This window comes from Paenibacillus sp. J31R34, from assembly GCF_059383715.1.
Genome location: NZ_JBXENU010000006.1, coordinates 55,529 through 75,744, shown reverse-complemented (window position 1 = coordinate 75,744; position 20,216 = coordinate 55,529). Strand labels below are relative to the sequence as shown.

Below are 20,216 nucleotides of genomic sequence, written 5' to 3'. Positions count from 1 at the left end.
GCAAAACCATTCGGCATGCTACAATAGTACAGACAAAGCTAAATGGAAGGTGATGGTACAGCCATGAGCAATACGATTTTTCTCGTTCTGATTTACGTTGTAATTATCGTACTTGTAATTGTAATCGTAACCCGAGCCAATCGTTCGCGAAAAAGAAATGATAATGGCCATTCGCTGGGCAAGCGAAGCTTGTCGTTAGCCTCTTGGCCGTCTGAGGAGCCGCCGCTTGCGCTGGGAGTTCCTTACCAGCATCCTGCCCGTCCGGCTGCCGAACGTCTTGAGGCTGCCCTTACGAATGATTTTGAAAGCCGGATCAAGGATCGCGTGCTCAAGCAGCTGCCGAGCTTGTCCGATAAGGAATGGAAATGGACCTTTTTCGAGCTGAAACGATTTTTTCTGATGTGCGGACTGCTTCGGGGAGTTCCGATGTACAGCGGCCGTGCGGATCTCATCTGGCATGAAATGCTGATGTTTACGCGGGAGTATGAGCAGTTTTGCACATCCTTCTGTGGCGGGCTGATTCATCATGCCCCGCACGCTGAAAATGAACGTCCGAATGTCGATGGCCGGGCCTGGTTTGACTGGGTATACACAGAGCTGTTTCAGCAAACGCCGGCAAGCGGTCGGGTGTGGGGCGCCTTTTTCAAGACGCCGCTTCCTCGCGAGTGGACGGATGAGTTTGCAGAGCAATCGGAGCAGGCGCTGACGGAAAAATGGTTTAATGCCAAATCAGCGGCAGCATACCCCGATATGCAGAAGACGATAGATTATTTGCAGTGGCGCTTGAAATCGCAGCTACATAATAGCGATGAGCAGGTTAAGCCTTATCCGGTGGGCGCCTCTTCCTCCTGGAAGGGCGGCTATGATCCGGTAGTTGGAGCGACAGGCATGCTGTCCGGCATGCTCATTTTTCATTCCATATCCGCTTCTTCGCCTAATGACTTTGCCGAGCAAATGAATGCAGCGCAGACAAAAGCCCAAAGAGATGCAAATGGCAGCGGGTCGTCGACATACGGCTGCGACGGATTGGGCTCCTCTCATGACCGTGATGATTCCAGCGGCGGCCATGACAGCGGCAGCGACTCATCCAGCTCCTGCGGAGGCAGTAGCGGGGGAGACAGCGGTGGCGGCTGTGGCGGCGGCTGCAGCAGCTAAAAACGGACGATTTTTCAAAGTGAAAAATCACAGGATGCATCAGGCCTTTTACAATGCTATAATATACGGGATTGTGTCTACAGATACAGAAATACGTTATCACACAGGAGGAATAACGCTCCATGAGCAAATTGGTCATCTGCGACCATCCGTTAATCCAGCATAAGCTGACCTTTATTCGGAATAAAGATACGAATACGAAAGATTTTCGGGAACTGGTTGATGAAGTAGCAACATTAATGGCATATGAAATTACAAGGGACATCCCGCTTGAAACGATTACCGTACAGACGCCGGTTGCGCAGACGCCATCGAAGGTCGTATCGGGACGCATGCTGGGTCTTGTTCCGATTTTGCGCGCCGGCCTTGGCATGGTAGAGGGTATTTTGAAGCTTATTCCTGCTGCAAAGGTTGGTCATATCGGCTTGTTCCGCGATCATGAAACGCTACAGCCAACGGAATATTATATCAACCTGCCGACGGATGCTCCGAATCGCCTGCTCGTTGTTGTGGATCCGATGCTGGCTACTGGCGGCTCCGCAATCGCGGCTATTACTGCGCTCAAAAAACGCGACTGCGAGCATATTAAGCTGATGTGTCTAATTGCTGCGCCTGAAGGCGTGAAGGCCGTACAGGAAGCGCACCCGGACATCGATATTTATATTGCCGCGCTGGATGAGTGTCTGAACGAGAAGGGCTATATTGTTCCAGGTCTTGGCGACGCGGGCGACCGCATGTTCGGCACTAATTAGCGCCTGCCTGGCGCAAGCAGATTATAGGAGTGAATTGTTTTGTCCAAATTAAAAGTAATGACTATTTTCGGTACGCGCCCGGAGGCAGTTAAAATGGCGCCGCTTGTTCTTGAGTTGAACAAGCACTCGGACGATATTGAATCTATCGTCTGCGTAACTGCGCAGCACCGTCATATGCTGGATCAGGTGCTTGATTTTTTTGAAATCCAGCCGAACTATGATTTGAATGTGATGAAGGACCGCCAGACGCTAACGGAAACGACCGTACGCGTTTTGGAGGGCCTTGATCCGATTTTAGCGGAAGCAAAGCCGGATATCGTGCTGGTGCACGGTGACACACAGACGACGTTTCTTGCCAGCTACGCTGCTTTCCTGAAGCAAATCCAGGTTGGTCATGTGGAAGCGGGCCTTCGGACTTGGAACAAGCTGTCCCCGTACCCTGAAGAGATGAACCGCCAGCTTGCAGGCGTGTTGTCTGATGTGCATTTTGCTCCGACTTCTTGGTCGGCTAGCAATTTGCTCAAGGAGAACAAGTCGGAAAAGACGGTTTATGTGACGGGAAATACGGCAACGGACGTATTCCAATACACGGTGGATCCTTCCTTTGCTCACCCGGTTATCGACTGGGCGAAGGGCAAACGGATGATTTTGATGACGGCGCATCGCCGCGAGTCGCTGGGCGAGCCGCATCGCAATATTTTCCGTGCGGTAAAACGCATTGCCGATGAGCATGAGGATGTTGCCATTGTCTATGCCGTTCACCCGAACCCAGCCGTCAAAGAACCGGCAACGGAAATTCTCGGCGGCCATCCGCGTATTCAGCTTATCGATCCGCTGGATGTGTTTGAATTCCATAATTTTTATCCACATGCCTATATGATTTTGACCGATTCCGGCGGCCTTCAGGAGGAAGCTCCTTCGTTTGGAGTGCCAACGCTGGTGCTTCGCGATACAACAGAGCGTCCTGAAGGTATTGAGGCGGGTACACTTGAGCTTGTGGGTACGGATGAAGAGGTTGTTTACAGCCGGGCAAGCGCCTTGCTTAACGATGCTTCCTTGTATGAAAAGATGAGCCATGCGGCAAATCCATACGGTGATGGACAGGCTTCGACACGTATCGTGCAAGCTTTGCTGCATCATTTTGGAAGAAATTCTGAGCGTCCCGATCCGTTCACACAACGTTCATAGTTTACACATGGTCTTATAAATAGCGGCGCAATGCACAGCATACAGTTGTACTGTATGGTTTTGTCGGCTCTGAGGGCTTGATTTGACTGGCTTTTGGGCAATCTGTACAGTAAAACTATACAGGATTATCAATTGACAAACCTTGCGCCGCTTGGATAAAATAAATGAGGATTGACAGGGGTATGGGCCATGGATAAAAAGAACAGAAGAGACAATCCGCTGTTTGCCGCAGGTCTTGTCGGCGGGCTCGGACTGCAAGTCGCTATTTGTATCTTTTTAGGGTACTTTCTCGGATCGTCGCTCGGTGAACGCTTTGGCGGAGGTTCGGGTTGGACGGTTGGAGGCATACTGGTCGGTCTGGCTGTCGGTCTTCTCTCAGGCATTCTGCTTGTGAAGAAGGTAATGGAGGATGCCGATGGATAAAATAATGAACACTGCAGTAAGGTCGCTACTCTTCATGATGGGTGTGTGTCTGATTGTCTGGGCGTTTATGCCGAACTGGCGAACAGTTGCACTCGGTCTTCTACTGGGTCTTGCAGCGAGTTTCATGAATGCGTTTTTACTGAGGCGCAGAGTGGAAATGATTACGCTTAAAGCAGCAGGAGGAACCTCTCGCAGAATGGGTATGGGACTTGGAAGCCGCATCGCTATGGTGCTGCTGGTTGCCATGGTTGCTTATCGCTTTCCGGAAGACTTCAGCATGCCAGCCGCATTAATTGGCTGTATGGTTATGCCTTTTATTCTTCTGGTAGCAGCTTATATTCATAATAGAAATAAACTTTAGTGGAAAGGGGTGAGAATTTTACATGCATGAATTTCCGGTGTGGCAGCTCGGATCGCTGCAGATCGACATTTCAACGTTCATTGCGATAACGGTTTCCGCCATCATCACCTTTGTTGTGGCGAGACTTGCTGTGCGCAATTTATCGGTGGACAACCCTTCCAAGATGCAAAACTTTTTGGAATGGGCCGTCGAATTTGTTCACAATCTGATTGCCAGCGCAATGCCGCTTAATCGCGTCAAGCCTTTCATTTCCTTGGGTATGACGTTGATTATGTTTATTTTCATCTCCAACCTGCTAGGTTTGCCTTTCGGTATCGTGACAGAAGTCCATCACGCTTATCCGGCACTAGGCATTACAGAGGAGCTGTTGCAGGAGAAGGGCGGACATCTGGAGCTAGCCTGGTGGAAATCACCTACGGCTGACATTAATGTTACCGCAGGGCTAGCGCTGATCGTATTCATACTCGTGCATTATTTGGGCGTGAGATTGAACAGCAAGCATTACGTGAAACACTATTTCCATCCGTTTCCAATTTTTCTGCCGATCAACTTGATCGAGACCATCTCGAAGCCAGTAACTTTGGCGCTACGGCTATTCGCCAACATCTATGCGGGCGAAGTGCTGATCTCGACCATTTTGATGCTGGGGGTTATCGGTACTCCGTTCCTCGCGGCTTGGCAAGCGTTCAGTATCTTTGTCGGCGCAATTCAGGCCTTCTTGTTCACTATGCTTACGATGGTGTACATTTCACAGGCCGCAATTCACGAGGAAGACCATTAAGTTAAGCTTGATGCCTAGGATTTAATTACCCCCTAGGTTAGCAATACAAAACCAAAACGAGATATTATTGAGGAGGATTTTTAAAATGGAAGTATTGGCAGCAGCATTGGCAGTTGGTTTGGCCGCAATTGGCGCAGGTGTAGGTAACGGTATGATCGTCAGCAAAACAGTTGAAGGTATCGCTCGTCAGCCTGAGCTTCAAGGTAAATTGCAAACAACAATGTTTATCGGTGTAGGTATCGTCGAAGTTGTGCCGATCATCGGCGTAGTTATTGGCTTCCTTGCTTTCTTTAAATAAGTTAAACACGTATCTGGCGGGGAAGGCCTAGCCCTCTTCGCCTTCGTTGTGATTGTGACAATTTTGTGGTAAGAAAGGAGTGGCTTTAATGGCATTGCATTGGGAATCGACAGTATATGCGATAGTAGCTTTTTTAGTATTGTACTGGTTGCTGAACAAGTACGCATTCGGTCCGCTGCTCGGCGTTATGGAGAAACGGAGACAGCTCGTGCTTGAACAGATGAATACAGCTGAATCCAGCCGTAAGCAAGCTGAGCAGCAAATGGTTGAGCAGAAAGCGGCTCTTGAGCAGGCTCGTAAAGAGGCTTACGAAATTATTGAGCAATCGAGAGTTACAAGCAGCAAGCAAGCTGATGAGATCGTGAACACTGCTAAGACAGAGGCGTCGCGCTTGAAAGATGATGCTCTTAAAGACATCGAAAGCGAGAAAAACAAGGCAATTGCAGCACTTCGTTCTGAAGTTGGCGGCATCTCCGTTCAAATCGCTTCGAAAATCATTGAGAAGCAAGTCGATGAGAAATCACAAGAGCAGCTTGTTAATCAATACCTGAAAGAAGTAAGCGGCAAATGAGCCGGGACGCAGCGGTAGCGAAGCGCTACGCCAAAGCGTTGTTCGAGCTTGCACAGCAAGGCGGCATTATTTCTGAGGTAGAGCAGCAGCTGCAAGCTATTGCACAATCGCTTGGAGAAGATCTGGAAATCCAAAAGTTTCTAAGCTATCCGAATATTGATGCTTCAAAGAAGCTGGCCGTTCTTAAAGCCGCTTTCGGTGGAAGCATTTCCGAATTGCTGCTGAATACGCTGGAGCTGGTTTTTGTGCGCGGGCGTCAGGAGCTAATTGTGGAAATCTACGAAGCATTTACAAAAATCGCAGGCGATGAGCTTAAGCAAGCGCATGCGACGGTATATACAGCTCGTCTTTTGAATGACGCAGAACTGGCAGAGGTTGCAGTTCAGTTTGGCGGATTGACAGGCAAAACCATTATTGCTGAGCAAGTCGTAGAGCCTGCCCTTCTGGGTGGAGTGAAGGTCCGCATTGGCGACCGCCTTTACGATGGCAGCTTGTCCGGCAAGCTTGAACGGTTAGAAAAACAGTTAAAATCTAAAGCACTGTAGATAGGGGTGAGCGAATTGAGTATCAGACCTGATGAAATCAGCACGCTGATTAAGCAGCAGATCGAACAATATAAATCCGAAATTCAAGTCGTGGATGTTGGCACCGTTATTAGCATCGGTGACGGTATCGCTCGCGTTCACGGTTTGGAAAATGCGATGCAAGGCGAATTGCTCGAATTCTCCAACGGTGTTGTCGGCATGGCATTGAACCTTGAAGAAAGCAACGTCGGTGTCGTTATTCTCGGTCCTTACAAGGACATTCGTGAAGGCGATCAAGTAAAACGTACAGGCCGTATCATGGAAGTTCCAGTTGGCGAAGAGCTGCTGGGCCGCGTTGTGAACCCGCTTGGACAGCCGCTTGACGGCAAAGGTCCAATCAACACGAAGCATTCCCGTCCGGTTGAATCTCCAGCTCCAGGCGTTATCGACCGTAAATCGGTTCATGAGCCTATGCAAACAGGTATTAAAGCGATCGACGCAATGGTTCCAGTTGGCCGTGGTCAACGTGAGCTTATTATCGGCGACCGTCAAACAGGTAAAACAGCGATCGCGATTGATGCGATCATCAACCAAAAAGGCAACGGCGTAAAATGTATTTATGTCGCTGTCGGCCAAAAGCAATCCACTGTTGCTAACGTTGTAGAAACCCTTCGCCGTCACGGCGCTTTGGAATATACAATCGTTGTAACTGCAGGCGCTTCCGAGCCAGCTCCACTCTTGTTCCTGGCTCCTTATGCAGGCTGCTCGATGGGCGAATACTTCATGTACAAAGGCGAGCATGTACTCGTTATTTACGATGATTTGTCGAAACAAGCGGCAGCATACCGTGAGCTTTCCTTGCTGCTTCGCCGTCCACCGGGTCGGGAAGCTTACCCAGGTGACGTTTTCTATCTTCACTCCCGTTTGCTTGAGCGCGCAGCTAAGCTGAGCGATGCAAGAGGCGGCGGTTCCTTGACTGCCCTTCCTTTCATCGAGACACAAGCTTCTGACGTATCGGCTTACATCCCGACGAACGTTATCTCGATCACTGACGGTCAAATCTTCCTGGAAGCGGATCTGTTCTACTCCGGTCAACGTCCAGCGGTTAACGTTGGTATCTCGGTATCCCGTGTCGGTGGTTCCGCACAAATTAAAGCGATGAAAAAGGTTGCCGGTACGCTCCGTCTTGACCTTGCGGCTTACCGTGAGCTTCAAGCGTTCTCGCAATTCGGTTCCGACCTTGATAAATCAACGCTTGCCCGTCTAAACCGTGGTGCTCGCACAATGGAAATCCTGAAACAAGGCGTTAACCAGCCGATGCCGGTTGAGAAGCAAGTAATCTCGATCTACTCTGCGGTTAAAGGTCATCTGGATGAAATTCCGGTTGCTGACATTTTGCGCTTTGAGAAAGAATTCCTGGCGTTCCTCGATTCCAATCACCCGGAAATCGGCAATTCGATCCGCGATACGAAGGATCTGGTTGCTGATAACGAGAAAGCCCTTGTTGATGCGATCAACAAATTTAAGAAAAGCTTTGCCGTATCGGCTTAATTTTGGAGCTTGTGAGGAACGATAGGTTCCTCTAAGTTCTTATATATGCTGCTCGTACCAATCATTAGGCTTCGCAGCCATCCCTTATAGCTTGCGCGGCTCTATATCCGAGCTTGCGTACAGGAAAGCTGCGAGGCAACAAAGGCGGGTGAAACCAAATGGCTAAAGGTATGCGCGATATTAAACGCGAAATCAAGAGTAAACAAAATACGAAGCAGATTACGAAGGCGATGGAAATGGTCGCAGCTTCCAGGCTGAGAAGAGCGCAGGAAGCTGCACAGGCATCCCGCCCGTATTCAGAGAAGCTGAAGGAAGTTGTGGCTAGCATCGCTGCTGGTACGAAAGACGTTAAGCACCCAATGCTGGAAACCCGTCCGATCAAAAAGACAGGTTATCTTGTCATCACGTCTGATCGTGGTCTGGCAGGCGGCTACAACGCCAACGTGCTTCGTAAGGTAACGGACACGATTCGCAGCAAGCATAAGTCGAACGATGATTTCGTATTGTTCGTCATCGGCAAGAAGGGCCGGGATTATTTCCGCCGCCGCAATATGCCGATCGTAGAAGAAGTAACCGGTCTTCCGGATGCTCCTACGTTTGCAGATATCAAGATCGTAGCTTCGACAGCAGTTCAGAAATTTGCCGACGGCACTTTTGACGAGCTGTACGTGTATTACAATAAATTCGTTAATGCTATTACCCAAATTCCTACGGAAATGCGCCTGCTGCCGCTTGATTCGGTAGATGGAAGCGCAGCTTCTACAGCAGCGTACGAATACGAGCCATCGCCGGAAGGCGTGCTGGAGGCATTGCTGCCTAAATATGCGGAGACGCTTATTTACAGCGCTTTGCTGGACGGCAAGGCAAGTGAGTTCGGTGCTAGGATGACGGCTATGGGCAGTGCGACGAAAAATGCGACGAAGATGATCAGCGGTTTGACGCTTACGTACAACCGTGCTCGTCAAGCGGCAATCACACAGGAAATTTCCGAGATCGTTGCAGGAGCGAATGCTGCTCAATCTTAGGTAACACACTACGCAAGCAGAAGCCCTGAGAGAGGCTGCTCTGCTTGCTAGTAACAAGAAGGAACCAGGAGGGAATACCATGAAAAAAGGACGCGTTGTATCCGTCATGGGTCCGGTCGTCGATCTAGAGTTCGAACGCGGCAACCTGCCGGAAATTTTGAACGCTGTCAAAATCGAGAAGAAGGGCGAAAATGGCGGTGTAGATATTAATCTAACGCTTGAAGTCGCTGTTCACCTCGGTGACAATAAAGTCCGTGCTGTAGCGATGAGCACAACAGACGGTCTTGTACGCGGTACTGAAGCCATTGATACTGGCGCTCCAATCACGATTCCGGTTGGCGCTCCAACACTCGGCCGTGTATTTAACGTACTGGGACAACCGATCGATGAAGCTGGCGATGCTACTTCTTCAATCAATCTTCCTATTCACCGTGAAGCTCCTGCTTTCGACGAATTGTCGACACAATCGGAAATTCTCGAAACAGGAATTAAAGTTATCGACTTGCTGGCACCATACGCAAAAGGCGGTAAAATCGGCCTCTTCGGCGGCGCGGGCGTAGGTAAAACGGTAACGATTCAAGAGCTGATCAACAACATCGCACAAGAGCACGGCGGTATTTCCGTATTCGCGGGTGTTGGTGAGCGTACGCGTGAGGGTAATGACTTGTACCACGAGATGAAAGACTCCGGCGTACTTAGCAAAACAGCAATGGTATTCGGACAAATGAATGAGCCGCCAGGCGCACGTCAGCGTGTAGCTCTAACGGGTCTGACAATGGCTGAATATTTCCGTGATGAGGAAGGCAAAGACGTACTTCTGTTCGTCGATAACATCTTCCGTTTCACACAAGCAGGTTCCGAGGTTTCGGCCCTTCTAGGTCGTATGCCTTCCGCGGTAGGTTACCAGCCAACACTGGCAACTGAAATGGGTCAACTGCAAGAGCGTATTACTTCAACGAAAAAAGGTTCGGTTACTTCGATCCAAGCGATCTATGTACCTGCCGATGACTATACGGATCCAGCTCCAGCAACGACGTTTGCCCACTTGGATGCAACGACTAACCTTGAGCGTAAAATTTCCGAAATGGGTATTTTCCCTGCGGTAGATCCACTTGCTTCATCTTCCCGTATCCTTAGTCCGGATATTCTTGGCGAAGAGCATTACAATGTAGCTCAAGGCGTTAAGAAAATTCTTCAGCGCTATAAAGAGCTTCAAGATATTATCGCGATTCTTGGTATGGACGAGCTGTCCGAGGAAGATAAATTGACCGTTGCTCGCGCACGTAAAATTCAACTCTTCTTGTCTCAGCCGTTCCACGTTGCCGAGCCTTTCACAGGCATCAAAGGTAAATATGTACCAGTTAAAGAATCCGTGCGCAGCTTCAAAGAAATTCTCGAGGGCAAACATGACAACCTTCCGGAAGAAGCTTTCCGATATGTAGGTGTGATTGAAGAGGCCGTGGAGAAAGCCAAAACGCTGTAGTAGCGAAAGGCGGGAGGAATCCACATGAGTACCTTTTTGGTAGAAGTCGTTACTCCTGAGCGTAAAGTGTACGCGGAGAATGCGAATATGGTTAGTGTAAAAGGCGTTGAAGGCGAGCTTGGCATTTTGCCAAACCACATTCCGCTCGTAACACAGCTTCGTATTGCACCAGTTGTAATCAAGCGCGATGGAAAAGTTGATGTTATTGCTGTAAATGGTGGTTTTATCGAGGTTCGTAAAGATAAAATCGTTATTTTGGCGGAAAGCGCCGAGCTTGCGACCGATATTGATCTTGATCGTGCGAAAGCAGCGAAAGCACGCGCTGAGCAGCTTCTGTCTGCCAAACGCGATGAGATCGATTTCCGCCGTGCGGAGCTTGCTTTGCAGCGTGCAATGAACCGTATTGGCACAGCGAAAAAATAATACTTGATACCCAAACACCGTTAATGTCCTGTAAGAGGCGTTAGCGGTGTTTTTTGAAATATAGGAAAGTATATGATTTCGCCATCCTTTCTCTATATTTCTCGGAATGAAACGCACTGCGCCGCCAAAGGACGGCTTTCGGCCGTTTCACCTTGTAAATGCAAACGCAGGAGAGGAGCCCTCCACTATGATTGATATTCATACACATATTCTTCCCGGTATTGATGATGGTGCGGCCCGCCTGGAAGATTCGGTTGCACTGGCAAGAGCGGCTGCTGCCGAGGGAATCAAAACGATTATTGCGACTCCCCATCACCATAATGGGAGATATGTGAATCCGGCTCAAGCTGTGGAAGAGCTGACTCGTACGCTCAATGAGTTGCTGCAGGAGCTGGATATTCCGCTTGTTGTGCATACCGGACAGGAAGTGCGGCTGCATCAGGAGCTGTTGGACCACTTTCAGCAGGGAAGCTTGCTGACGCTGGCGGGTTCATCCTACATGCTGCTAGAGCTGCCATCCTCCCATATTCCGAAAAATACGGAGCAAACCGTCTATGAGCTTGGATTGCTCGGCATTCATGCGATTATTGCCCATCCGGAACGGAACGCGGCCATCATTCAGCAGCCGGAGCGGCTCGAAGAGCTTGTGCGGCTTGGTGCATTTGGGCAAGTGACGAGCCATTCCCTGCTGGGCGCTTTCGGCAAGACGGTGGAGCGAGCCTCATGGAAGCTGTGTGAAGCGGGACTTATTCATCTTGTGTCATCTGATGCGCATAATGTGGAGCGCAGAGGATTTAGGCTGAAGGAAGCGTATGACCGAATACAGAAGGTTATGGGCGTGGAATGGTCGGATTATTTTCAGCAAAATGCTGCTCTGCTATTAAGGGATGAGGCCCTTGCTGATGCGCCAGATTGGCAGGGCAGTGCTGCGGCAAACCGCTGGAAGGCTTTTAAATCATTTTTCAAGAAGTAATGGATTTTCATTTATATTTATCAAATGAGCCTTTTGAACTAATCATTCAACATAATGAGCAAACCAATCAAATGTACGGAATTCGTGCAGATGATTGGTTTTTTTTCGCTCAAATCGCTGCTATCTAAACATATTTGGTTAAAAAAGCTAACATTTTTCTATGAAAACGGTGGAAATGTATGTTAATATACTTTACATATAAGAAGATTAAGGAAGGGCATAGGGGGAGTGCGTATGTTTGATTGGCTAGGTACAAGGACGGGGTTTCCACTGTGGGTATCATGGAAGCTCAATTCTGGCATTAAGGAAGATGTCGAGCACATTTTCGAAGGCGTTGCAGATACTCGCAAAGAGCTGCTGCTGCAATGGGCGGATGAGTATTGGGGGCATATGGAGCGCCTGTCGAATCAATTAGCGGATGGCCTATCCGCACTGCAAACCGCTGCGTTCTCAAAAGAACAGCAGAAATGGATAGCTCCTTTGCTCGAACGATCCTATGCGAGGGGTACGGATTTTACGGAGCTGTTCCTCCTAGACAACCACAACCATGTAGCTCACTCCACCTATCCCACACATATCGGCACACATTATGGAGAGGGCAGTCCCCTGTCTCCAGGTATGCAATACACTCAAATAGGCAGCCCAGCGGGCAGACGCTGCTTCTTTGGTCCTTTCGAAGACGTGATGACACTCAAGCTAGGGGCTCGAACGTCCTCTTTTCACGACAAAATGACGATCATGTTCATGCAGCCGCTGCATGTGAACGGCAGCAGAATCGGAACCTTATGCGGGAGAGTGCCTAACGATGTGCTGGGCGATTTGATTCAGCGTGAGTCAGGGCATGTATATCCGGATTCAGGCGACAATTATTTGTTTATGGCAGAGCCTAGCCTGCAGCGTAATATTGTGCCTGGAACTGCGTTGTCCCGCAGCCGCTTTGAGGATCGTACATTCACACATGGCGAAAATTTAAAGGATGGCGTAACGACAGACTGGGGTACCGTATCAATTAAGGAACATACTGAGCTGGAAATTATTTTTACCGATCCGGCAACGGGCGAGCTGCATCCTGGCGTCGCAGGCACGATTCGCAATGGCAGTAATTTGTTCGCTCAGTTCCCCGGTTATTCGGATTATCGCCACATTGCCGTCATCGGCAAAGGAGTGACCTTCCGAATGCCTCATTGCCCTGATCTATGGGGGATGATGTGCGAGGGCGATCTTGAAGAGGTTTACCGGCTGCGCAGTATTGGCTGGCGGCAGCGCAAGCTGCAAATGTATGCGGCAATGCTGCAAAGCGTCTTAACGTTTCTGCTTGCTTCATTGGTAATCGGCTATATGCCACTATGGGGAGCGGCAGCTGTGCTTGGTGGATTTAATTTGCTGTTCGGCATTTTGTTTGCGATGTCGGTGCAGCGCAAGGAATCACAGCGGGTGACGGGACACATGGAGCGAATCAACCGTTTTATTCGCATTAATGCTGAGGGGAAAGGCGATTTAACCCAGCGGCTGTCGACGAATGAGTTCGATTGCGACGAGACGCAGGAGCTGGCAAAATGGATCAACAATATGATCGATTCCCTCGAAGGCATTATGCTGCAGGTGAAGCTCACTGCTGCCGAGGTGCTGAGCAGCCAGTCCGTTATGAATGAATCTTCTGCGAATACTGCCTTGTCAACGGAGCGTGTAGGCAGCAAGGTAGGACATATGATTGGCAGCCTGCGCCACCAATTGAAGGATATTGACAAGGCGAAGCATGCGGCTGGCGAAATGCGCGATACGCTGTCCGTGCTGGAGACCCAGGCGGCAGAGCAAATCGCAGTCGCGCAAACGGAGGTGGGCCGTATTGGGGAGAAGATGCAGCATATTTCCTCTAAGGTAGGAGATACGAACGGTACAATTCGCAAGTTTATGAAGACGGTGGAAGATATTCGCGATGTGCTGCAGGTTATTGAGGAGATATCGTCGCAAACCAATTTGCTGGCATTAAATGCTTCTATTGAGGCGGCGCGTGTCGGTGAGCAGGGGCGTGGCTTCGCGGTCGTCGCTTCCGAAATCCGCAAGCTGGCGGAATTGACGAAGAAATCGACAGAGGAAGTACATGGGATTACGCAGCAAATTTATTCAGAAGCCGAACAGGCCTATCATTCTATGGACGAAGGTACGAAAGTTGTAGAAGAGGGAACTGAGCTGGTTGCCGCCGCAGCCCGCACGCTGCAATCGGCGCAAGCGGACGATCAACGCAAAACCCAGGTTGTGGAGGAGGTTGTTAAGCTGATGGAGCAAATTGCCGAGGTCAGCCTGCAAAATCGCTCGGTTTCCTCTGATGTGGAAGGACAAGTGCAGGAGCTGATTGTGGAGATGGATAACGTACGCCATACATCAACGAATGTCGAGTCTATTACAATGCTGCTTCAGCAGCTCGTAGGCCAATTCAAATTAACAGAATCTAGAATCAGATAACGGTCACAAGCAGGCAGATAATAGAATAGTAGGGCGGGAAAAGGCTTGCGGATCGCGGTTTTCAGCGGTTTGGCAGGCCTTTTCACTGTGGGCGCATCTAAAACTCCATCATAGACGGTAGTGGGAGCATTTGTTATAATTGTAACTATTATTAGATTGGAAAAAAAGCAAAATGCAACCCTTTTTCATCGGAGAGTTGAAGGTGACGGCAAAGGGAAGATAGCGCCATGCTAGGCTAGCATGCATGGGCGGAGCAAATCCCTTTTTGCAAGGACCGAAGCTTATGATTAGCTCGGTCCTTTTATGTTAAACTTAGGTGAGGGAGAGTGCGGTTCATTGTTTAATGAATGGTTTACGGCAGAAACAACCGCGTTCTTCCTTTATTCGGCCCTTGTTGTCGCGGGCTCTTTCATTATGATTCACGCCAGGATGCTGCCCAGGCTGGCACTAGGCGTAGTGTTCACGATTATTGGAAATTCAGGGCTGCTCGTCCGACTGGATGCTGGTCTGATTGCGCTTTTTCAGGCACTCTTGTATGTGGGGACAATGGGGATATTACTAGGCTCAGAGATTAGGAGACATTCGGAAATAGGCAGGCATAACCGAGCGATTGCAATCGCTTCTCGGGAAATGGCAGCTGCTGCAGGCATTCCGCTTTTACTCGCTATTCTTTTCTATGTCATTGTAGAGACGCCCTATTCTGGCGCTGAAATGCCGCTGCTTCCTGCCCATTTGATGATAGCGGCGACGCTGATGGCTATTGGTGTGTATGGGGCAATTGTCAAAAGAAATTCATTGGTGGCCTTGCTGTGTGTAAGTATCATTTTATGCGGAGCCCAGTTGAATATTGCTGCTTTAAGCTTATTTAAGCAGGGGATAGCGGAAGGGCTTCGAACTCTCCCTCTGGTGGTTTTTTTCGCTCAGGCTTCAATTGGTGTGGCCGTATTAAATGTATTATACAAACGAGACTCCACCACTAAGGAGCTGCGAGGAAATTAGTACCCGCTTTTGTCAACAAATTAGCGGTTTTTTATTTAAATATAAGATTTTATAAGTTTCACACCTATAAATAGGCTTATATTTCTCGGGCTGAAACGCGCCGCGCCGCCAAAGGACGGCGACAGCCGTTTCACCTTGCGTCGCAGTCTCTAATCGTGAACAATAGTTGGACAGGAGGTGATCGTAGCAGATGCAAATGTATGCCGAGGCTGCTTTTCTTATTCCGCTGCTGCCGCTTGCTGCTTTTTTGATCCTGATGGCACTTGGCCGAGGGTCTCATCCTGCAGGTGTCTTTGTTGGAACGGGAGGCGCAGCTGCCTCGCTGCTGTTGTCGCTTCTGGTATGTATCGAGCGGTTCCGCGAGGGGGCGGTCGATTATAATGACAGCTTTAACTGGATTTCTATAGATCGCTTTACACTGCGAATTGGATTTGAAGTTACCAATATGAGCGCGCTGCTGCTGGTAGGTGTCAGCTTGCTGAGCGTTCTTGTTCATGTTTATGCCGCTGGATACATGAAAAAGGATGAACGCTTGACGGTGTTTTACAGCTATTTATCCTTATGCACCTTCTCACTGCTAGCGCTTACTCTTGCAGATAACTTACTCGCCTTTTATTTGTTTTGGGAGCTGGCCTCCGTCAGCCTATTTCTGTTGTTTGGTTTCTGGTACGCGAAGAGTACAGCGCGAGCCGCTGCCAATAGAGCTTTTATAATGATGCGTGTAGCTAGTGCGGGGCTGCTGCTTGCGCTGCTGCTGCTGTTCTGGTTCATGCCGGAGCATGCGCTCGATTTTGCTGCTATACATAATGTATTTGAAGGTCAATCCGGTGCGATTGCAAAAAATATAACGCTGCTGATCGCGAGCTTGCTGCTGCTTGGAGCGGCTGGAATGGCTGCGCAGTTTCCGCTTTACGCTTGGTTAATTAGTACGGAACAAGCCCCTGCTCCAGCGAGCGCGCTGCTGCAAGGAGCCGGCATGATGTCCGGAGCGCTGCTTCTGTACAAAACGACAGAAATTTTCCAATCAGCTCCAGCCGTAACGAAGGCAGCGCTCTATATTGGCGTTGTGACAGCGGTCTACGCTGCTGTAAGGGCGCTATTGGAGCGAGATATTAATAAAATAATGATTTATTCGACGATTAGCCAGTTAGGGGTCGTTCAGCTTTCGCTTGCTATCGGGGCAGCTGCGAGCAGTATGCTTTATGTGCTGGTCCATGCGATTGTCAAAACGCTGCTCGTACTGGCAGCAGGCTATTTATTGCGGACCGTTGGAACAACGGATATAAGGGGCATGGGCGGCTTGCGCAAGCATATGCCTCTTGCAGCGTGGACGTTTTTAATTGGCGGCTTGGCTTTAAGCGGAATTCCCCCACTTACGGGCTTCTGGCTGCAGCAGTCTATTTGGGTGGAGGCATCGGAGCGGCATATAGTATGGCTAGCTGCGATCATGCTTGTACTGCTTTTGACAGCAGCTTATATGTCCCGCATGTATTTTCTTATATTTGAAGGCAAGCCGCGCTTGGCTGCAGCAGCAATACTTGATCAAGGGCAAAAGCATTCGCGCCTTATGTGCTTTTCGATTGCTGCACTTGCCATAATCGTTGTCCTTTCAAGCTTCTTTCAATTGGTCTGGGGCAGCTTGCCTGAACGATGGCTCGATGGAGAAGCGGCTGGCAGGCCGGGCAGTATGTCCGTAGTATTGATGCTGGCTGCTGTGGCGATCCTTCTAGGCGGAGCTTGGCTTGGATGGCTGAAAAACAAACGAGAAGCGAGCGAGCTGCTGTCTGAAGAAACGAAGCTTTGGGATGCTTCTGCCGGATGGGCGGCAGGCAAAGCGAGTGCGCTTCAGCGGCCGATTGCCGCCGCTGGAGCGGTATTAGCGGCGATTGAGCAAGCTATGGGCGCGCTGCCCAAGCTGGCGGCTCAGCTATTGTATGCGATGGGGAGGCTGGCTGTGAGCTGGAGCGCTCGCAGTACGATTCGAGGGATGGGACTGGCGATCATACTCGGCCTAGTCATCACGATCATCATCATGGCAGCAAAGGGGGAGTGGTAAAATGGCATTTTTGACAGAGCTGCCGCTTTTGTCTTTGATGTGGCTGACCCCTGCCGCCGGGATGCTGCTTGTACTGCTCGTCCCAGTAGGGCAAGGACGAGCGTTGCAGTCGCTTGCAGTGCTTGCGGCGCTGCTTCCGCTGCTGTTTGCCGCTTTTTTATATGCGACGTTTAATCAGCAGCAGGGAGGCGGCGCTTATGCGGAGCAGCATCCGTGGATTGAAATTCCGCTTCCTTTTGCTATATCAGCAGGACAAGCATATAGCGAAGCAAAATTATCCTTCTCCTATGCGGTTGCGGTAGATGGGCTCTCGCTGCCTTTGCTGCTCGCTGCCGCCCTAGTGACAGGGCTTGCTGTTGTGACAGCTGTTCAGCTTAGAAAGCGGCGCAAAGCGCTTTATTTTTGGCTGCTATGGTTGGAAGCTTCACTGATGGGGCTTTTTATCGCCAGAGATGTTTTGCTGTTTATTGTATTTTTACAGGCTGCGATCGTCGCTCTTTATTTTCTGGTTGGCATTTGGGGCAATCCGGATAGCGAGCGTACGGCGAATCGGCTATTGGCAGGGGCTGGACTCAGTTCCATGCTGCTGCTTATCGTATTCCTCATTTTGACCTGTACGGCGGGTCTTCGTGTAGAAAAGGCCGGCGAGCAGCTCCAGACGGTATACAGCGGGGGATACGGGGGAATCGCCCATGGACTGCTTGCAGGAGAAATGGCAACGAGCCAAGAGGTACAAGATAGGGTAGCCGCTGAACCATTGTCCGAAGGTGTGAGGATGGTGCTGTTTATTTTGCAGCTTATCGGTTTCGGGCTGCTTATGCCGCTTCTGCCTGTTCATAGTTGGCTTATGAAAGCGCAGGCCAGTGCACCAATATCGGTAGCGATGATTATTTCAGGGCTGCTTCCGGCTGCTGGGGCTTATGGACTGCTGCGTTATGGGGTATTTTTGTTTCCAGAGCAAGCGGAGAAAATGGCCCCAGCCATAGCGGCTATCGGCATTATTCAGCTTCTGTATGGGGCTTTGCTGGCGCTGCGCCAAACAGATATGAGGCAGCTGCTTGCTTACGCTTCACTTAGCCAAATGGGATTCATTTGGCTGGGTATCGCCGCCTTTAATGAGATTGGGCTGCAAGGGACGATCTTTCAGCTCATGGCGGTCAGCTTATGCTTTGCCCTGCTATGGCTCGTTGTCGGCAGCTTGCAGGAGAGGGCTAAGACGACGGCGATATCCGAGCTTGGCGGCTTGGCCCGCTCGCTTCCGTTTATTTGCGGCATGCTTATGGCCGCCGTGCTGTCGCTTATCGGCATTCCTGGCCTAGCTGGCTTTCCCGGGATTTTGCTGTCGCTGCTCGGCTTGTTCGATACGCTGCCATGGCTTGCTGCTGCCGCAATACCAGGAATCGTGCTCACTGCGGTTTACATGCTGAGAGGCCTGCTGAGCGTAATCTTCGGACCGATTGATGAGCGGCATAGCGTTATCAAGGATGCCCGCTTTATTGAGGCGATGCCGATGATTATATTGCTTGCCTTTATCGTCCTTCTGGGCTGCTTCCCGTCATTTTTAACTGATACGGTGCAGCAAAGCATTACAGGGCTTTATAGTCAGCTGCTGTCAGGCAGGATGGAGGGATAGGCTCATGACAAATAGTGAAGCGCTGGGGTCGCAGTTTTGGTTGGGTACGGTGCAGCTTATTCCGGAGTTGCTCCTCCTTTTACTGCTGGTTATACTGGCTGCTGGTGACCGGTTTCGCTTGTGGAACCGAAAGGGAGCGCCGTCAGGCGGGCTGATGCTGCCTTGGCTGGCCATCGTATTTGCGGCCGCTTTATGGCGCATGTTAGCGAATGATGCAGAGGCGGCGATAGCGATTGCAGAAGGCAGACAGCCCGGCGGAGTCGCGGGAATCACGTATCTTGCCTTAAATACGGAAAGCCTAATGTTTCTGCTGGCTATTGCGGGCGCGATCATAGTGATGCTGCTCAGCCTCGGAGAAGAGCGGGAGCAGCGTATCAACCATTATTTTTATATTCCTGCAGCCCTGCTTGGTATTCGTCTGATGCTGACGCCTTCCAATCTGATTACATTGTATGTTGGACTTGAGCTATTTAGCTTGGCGGCGCTCAGCTTGATTTTTGCCTCGTTAGACAAGCGCTATAAGCAGCTTTTGCGGCCCGGGCGCCCGGCATTGCGCTTCTCGGCTCGTTCCGGTGTCGCTACTGCCCTGCTGCTGTTCGGCATGTCTTATATTTATGGTTTGACTGGAGAGCTGGACTTTTCTGCTATTCGCGCGGGCATTTCTGATTTGAAGCCGTATGCTTCACTTGTCTACATGGCTATTTTGCTGATGGCATGTGGTTTGGGCGTTAAAGTGGCAGCTCTGCCATTTGGCATTTGGGTATCAAACGATGAGAATAAAAGCACAAGCTTCTCTTATACGGCTGGCGCAATATTTCTGACGATAGCAGGCCAAGGGGCAACTGCCGCTGTATTATTTCACTTGCTCCATGAAATGGGAATTGTTGAACTATTGGGTTTCAATAGCGCTTATATCGGCTTGCAGGCAATTGCAGCTAGTCAAATAGCCTGGGGCACGGTCGCCCTGCTGAGGCAAAAGCAGGCTGCTCACATATTGGGCTGGGCGAGCGTCATCAACAGCGGTTATTTGCTTGTTCCGGTTGCGCTTAGTCTTGCACCAGTTCATAGCAGTTCATTGGCACCGCTCGTCTATCAATTCTCTGTGTATATGCTGGCGATGTTTGGGGCCACGGCAGTTTTGGCAGTCGTTCAGAAATCGGTGGGGCATGGCAAGCTCAGCGGTCTTGCTGGCTTGTATCATCGGTCGCCTTGGCTCGCCGCGGCTATGGCTGTTTTCGTTCTGTCGCTTGCAGGAATGCCCGTTACAGGGGGCTTTTTTGCTAAAGTGTATATTTGGCTGGGCAGCACCGCAGCAGAGGCCTATTGGCTGCTGGGCGTCATGGCTGTGTGCAGTCTGGCGGCCGCCTATGCTTATTTCGGCTTCATCCGGCAAATATTCATGAGAACAGGCAGCGACGAGCGAACGCTTCCGCTCCCGCTTGCCGCCTCTGTGGGCATTGCGATTTGCGCCGTTACTCTTGTCGTGCTGGGCTTGTTCCCAGGCTTGCTGATGAAGTAGCTGGGGCTGCTGATTGGAAGGGCCCCAACTGGGTAAGA

At 50.2% G+C, this 20,216-nt stretch carries 19 protein-coding genes; all 19 read left to right on the top strand.

Annotated features, from left to right (window positions below; genetic code table 11):
• Positions 1–63: 63 nt before the first annotated feature.
• The 19 genes from AC50YG_RS17530 (at position 64) to AC50YG_RS17440 (ending at position 20,178) form a co-directional block, all read left to right on the top strand.
• On the top strand, positions 64–1,155 hold the full coding sequence (locus AC50YG_RS17530) for a UCP032817 domain-containing protein (protein WP_494828231.1): 1,092 nt from the start codon (positions 64–66) through the stop codon (positions 1,153–1,155).
• 122 nt (positions 1,156–1,277) lie between these two features.
• Entirely contained in the window at positions 1,278–1,907 is a 630-nt protein-coding gene (gene upp / locus AC50YG_RS17525; RefSeq protein ID WP_341279928.1) for a uracil phosphoribosyltransferase, read from the top strand.
• A gap of 39 nt (positions 1,908–1,946) precedes the next feature.
• The gene (wecB, locus tag AC50YG_RS17520) at positions 1,947–3,095 is read left to right on the top strand and encodes a non-hydrolyzing UDP-N-acetylglucosamine 2-epimerase (RefSeq protein ID WP_341279927.1); all 1,149 of its coding nucleotides are present in this window, start codon (positions 1,947–1,949) and stop codon (positions 3,093–3,095) included.
• Between the two features lie 189 nt (positions 3,096–3,284).
• Positions 3,285–3,518, top strand: coding sequence for an AtpZ/AtpI family protein (locus AC50YG_RS17515; protein ID WP_099518189.1), 234 nt, complete (start codon positions 3,285–3,287; stop codon positions 3,516–3,518).
• Positions 3,511–3,879, top strand: a complete 369-nt coding sequence (locus tag AC50YG_RS17510; RefSeq protein WP_494828230.1) for an ATP synthase subunit I — start codon at positions 3,511–3,513, stop codon at positions 3,877–3,879. Before AC50YG_RS17515 ends, AC50YG_RS17510 begins: the two co-directional genes overlap by 8 nt.
• A 22-nt stretch (positions 3,880–3,901) precedes the next feature.
• Entirely contained in the window at positions 3,902–4,660 is a 759-nt protein-coding gene (gene atpB / locus AC50YG_RS17505) for a F0F1 ATP synthase subunit A (RefSeq protein WP_473756127.1), read from the top strand.
• Positions 4,661–4,745: 85 nt separating this feature from the next.
• The gene (gene atpE, locus AC50YG_RS17500) at positions 4,746–4,958 is read left to right on the top strand and encodes a F0F1 ATP synthase subunit C (protein ID WP_056036771.1); all 213 of its coding nucleotides are present in this window, start codon (positions 4,746–4,748) and stop codon (positions 4,956–4,958) included.
• Between the two features lie 88 nt (positions 4,959–5,046).
• Positions 5,047–5,529 (top strand): F0F1 ATP synthase subunit B, encoded by a 483-nt coding sequence (atpF, locus tag AC50YG_RS17495; protein WP_473756126.1) that lies wholly within the window; start codon positions 5,047–5,049, stop codon positions 5,527–5,529.
• Positions 5,526–6,074 (top strand): F0F1 ATP synthase subunit delta, encoded by a 549-nt coding sequence (locus AC50YG_RS17490; RefSeq protein ID WP_473756125.1) that lies wholly within the window; start codon positions 5,526–5,528, stop codon positions 6,072–6,074. The genes atpF and AC50YG_RS17490 overlap by 4 nt, the downstream gene beginning before the upstream one ends.
• Before the next feature lie 15 nt (positions 6,075–6,089).
• Positions 6,090–7,604: a F0F1 ATP synthase subunit alpha gene (gene atpA / locus AC50YG_RS17485; protein ID WP_056036781.1), complete on the top strand. Its 1,515-nt coding sequence runs from the start codon at positions 6,090–6,092 to the stop codon at positions 7,602–7,604.
• A 158-nt stretch (positions 7,605–7,762) separates the two neighbouring features.
• On the top strand, positions 7,763–8,629 hold the full coding sequence (gene atpG / locus AC50YG_RS17480) for an ATP synthase F1 subunit gamma (protein ID WP_473756124.1): 867 nt from the start codon (positions 7,763–7,765) through the stop codon (positions 8,627–8,629).
• Positions 8,630–8,708: 79 nt separating this feature from the next.
• Positions 8,709–10,112 (top strand): F0F1 ATP synthase subunit beta, encoded by a 1,404-nt coding sequence (gene atpD / locus AC50YG_RS17475; protein WP_341279921.1) that lies wholly within the window; start codon positions 8,709–8,711, stop codon positions 10,110–10,112.
• Between the two features lie 24 nt (positions 10,113–10,136).
• Positions 10,137–10,535: a F0F1 ATP synthase subunit epsilon gene (locus tag AC50YG_RS17470; RefSeq protein WP_341279920.1), complete on the top strand. Its 399-nt coding sequence runs from the start codon at positions 10,137–10,139 to the stop codon at positions 10,533–10,535.
• A gap of 187 nt (positions 10,536–10,722) precedes the next feature.
• On the top strand, positions 10,723–11,508 hold the full coding sequence (locus tag AC50YG_RS17465; RefSeq protein ID WP_494828229.1) for a tyrosine-protein phosphatase: 786 nt from the start codon (positions 10,723–10,725) through the stop codon (positions 11,506–11,508).
• A gap of 234 nt (positions 11,509–11,742) precedes the next feature.
• Positions 11,743–13,971 carry a methyl-accepting chemotaxis protein gene (locus tag AC50YG_RS17460; protein ID WP_494828228.1) on the top strand — a complete coding sequence of 743 codons (2,229 nt, stop codon included), beginning with the start codon at positions 11,743–11,745 and terminating at the stop codon, positions 13,969–13,971.
• Between the two features lie 336 nt (positions 13,972–14,307).
• Positions 14,308–14,970, top strand: a complete 663-nt coding sequence (locus AC50YG_RS17455) for an NADH-quinone oxidoreductase subunit K (protein ID WP_473756121.1) — start codon at positions 14,308–14,310, stop codon at positions 14,968–14,970.
• Positions 14,971–15,160: 190 nt separating this feature from the next.
• Positions 15,161–17,026 carry an NADH-quinone oxidoreductase subunit 5 family protein gene (locus tag AC50YG_RS17450; RefSeq protein WP_494828227.1) on the top strand — a complete coding sequence of 622 codons (1,866 nt, stop codon included), beginning with the start codon at positions 15,161–15,163 and terminating at the stop codon, positions 17,024–17,026.
• Between the two features lies 1 nt (position 17,027).
• On the top strand, positions 17,028–18,659 hold the full coding sequence (locus AC50YG_RS17445; protein ID WP_494828226.1) for a complex I subunit 4 family protein: 1,632 nt from the start codon (positions 17,028–17,030) through the stop codon (positions 18,657–18,659).
• Positions 18,660–18,663: 4 nt separating this feature from the next.
• The gene (locus tag AC50YG_RS17440; RefSeq protein WP_494828225.1) at positions 18,664–20,178 is read left to right on the top strand and encodes an NADH-quinone oxidoreductase subunit N; all 1,515 of its coding nucleotides are present in this window, start codon (positions 18,664–18,666) and stop codon (positions 20,176–20,178) included.
• The last annotated feature ends 38 nt before the right edge of the window (positions 20,179–20,216 follow it).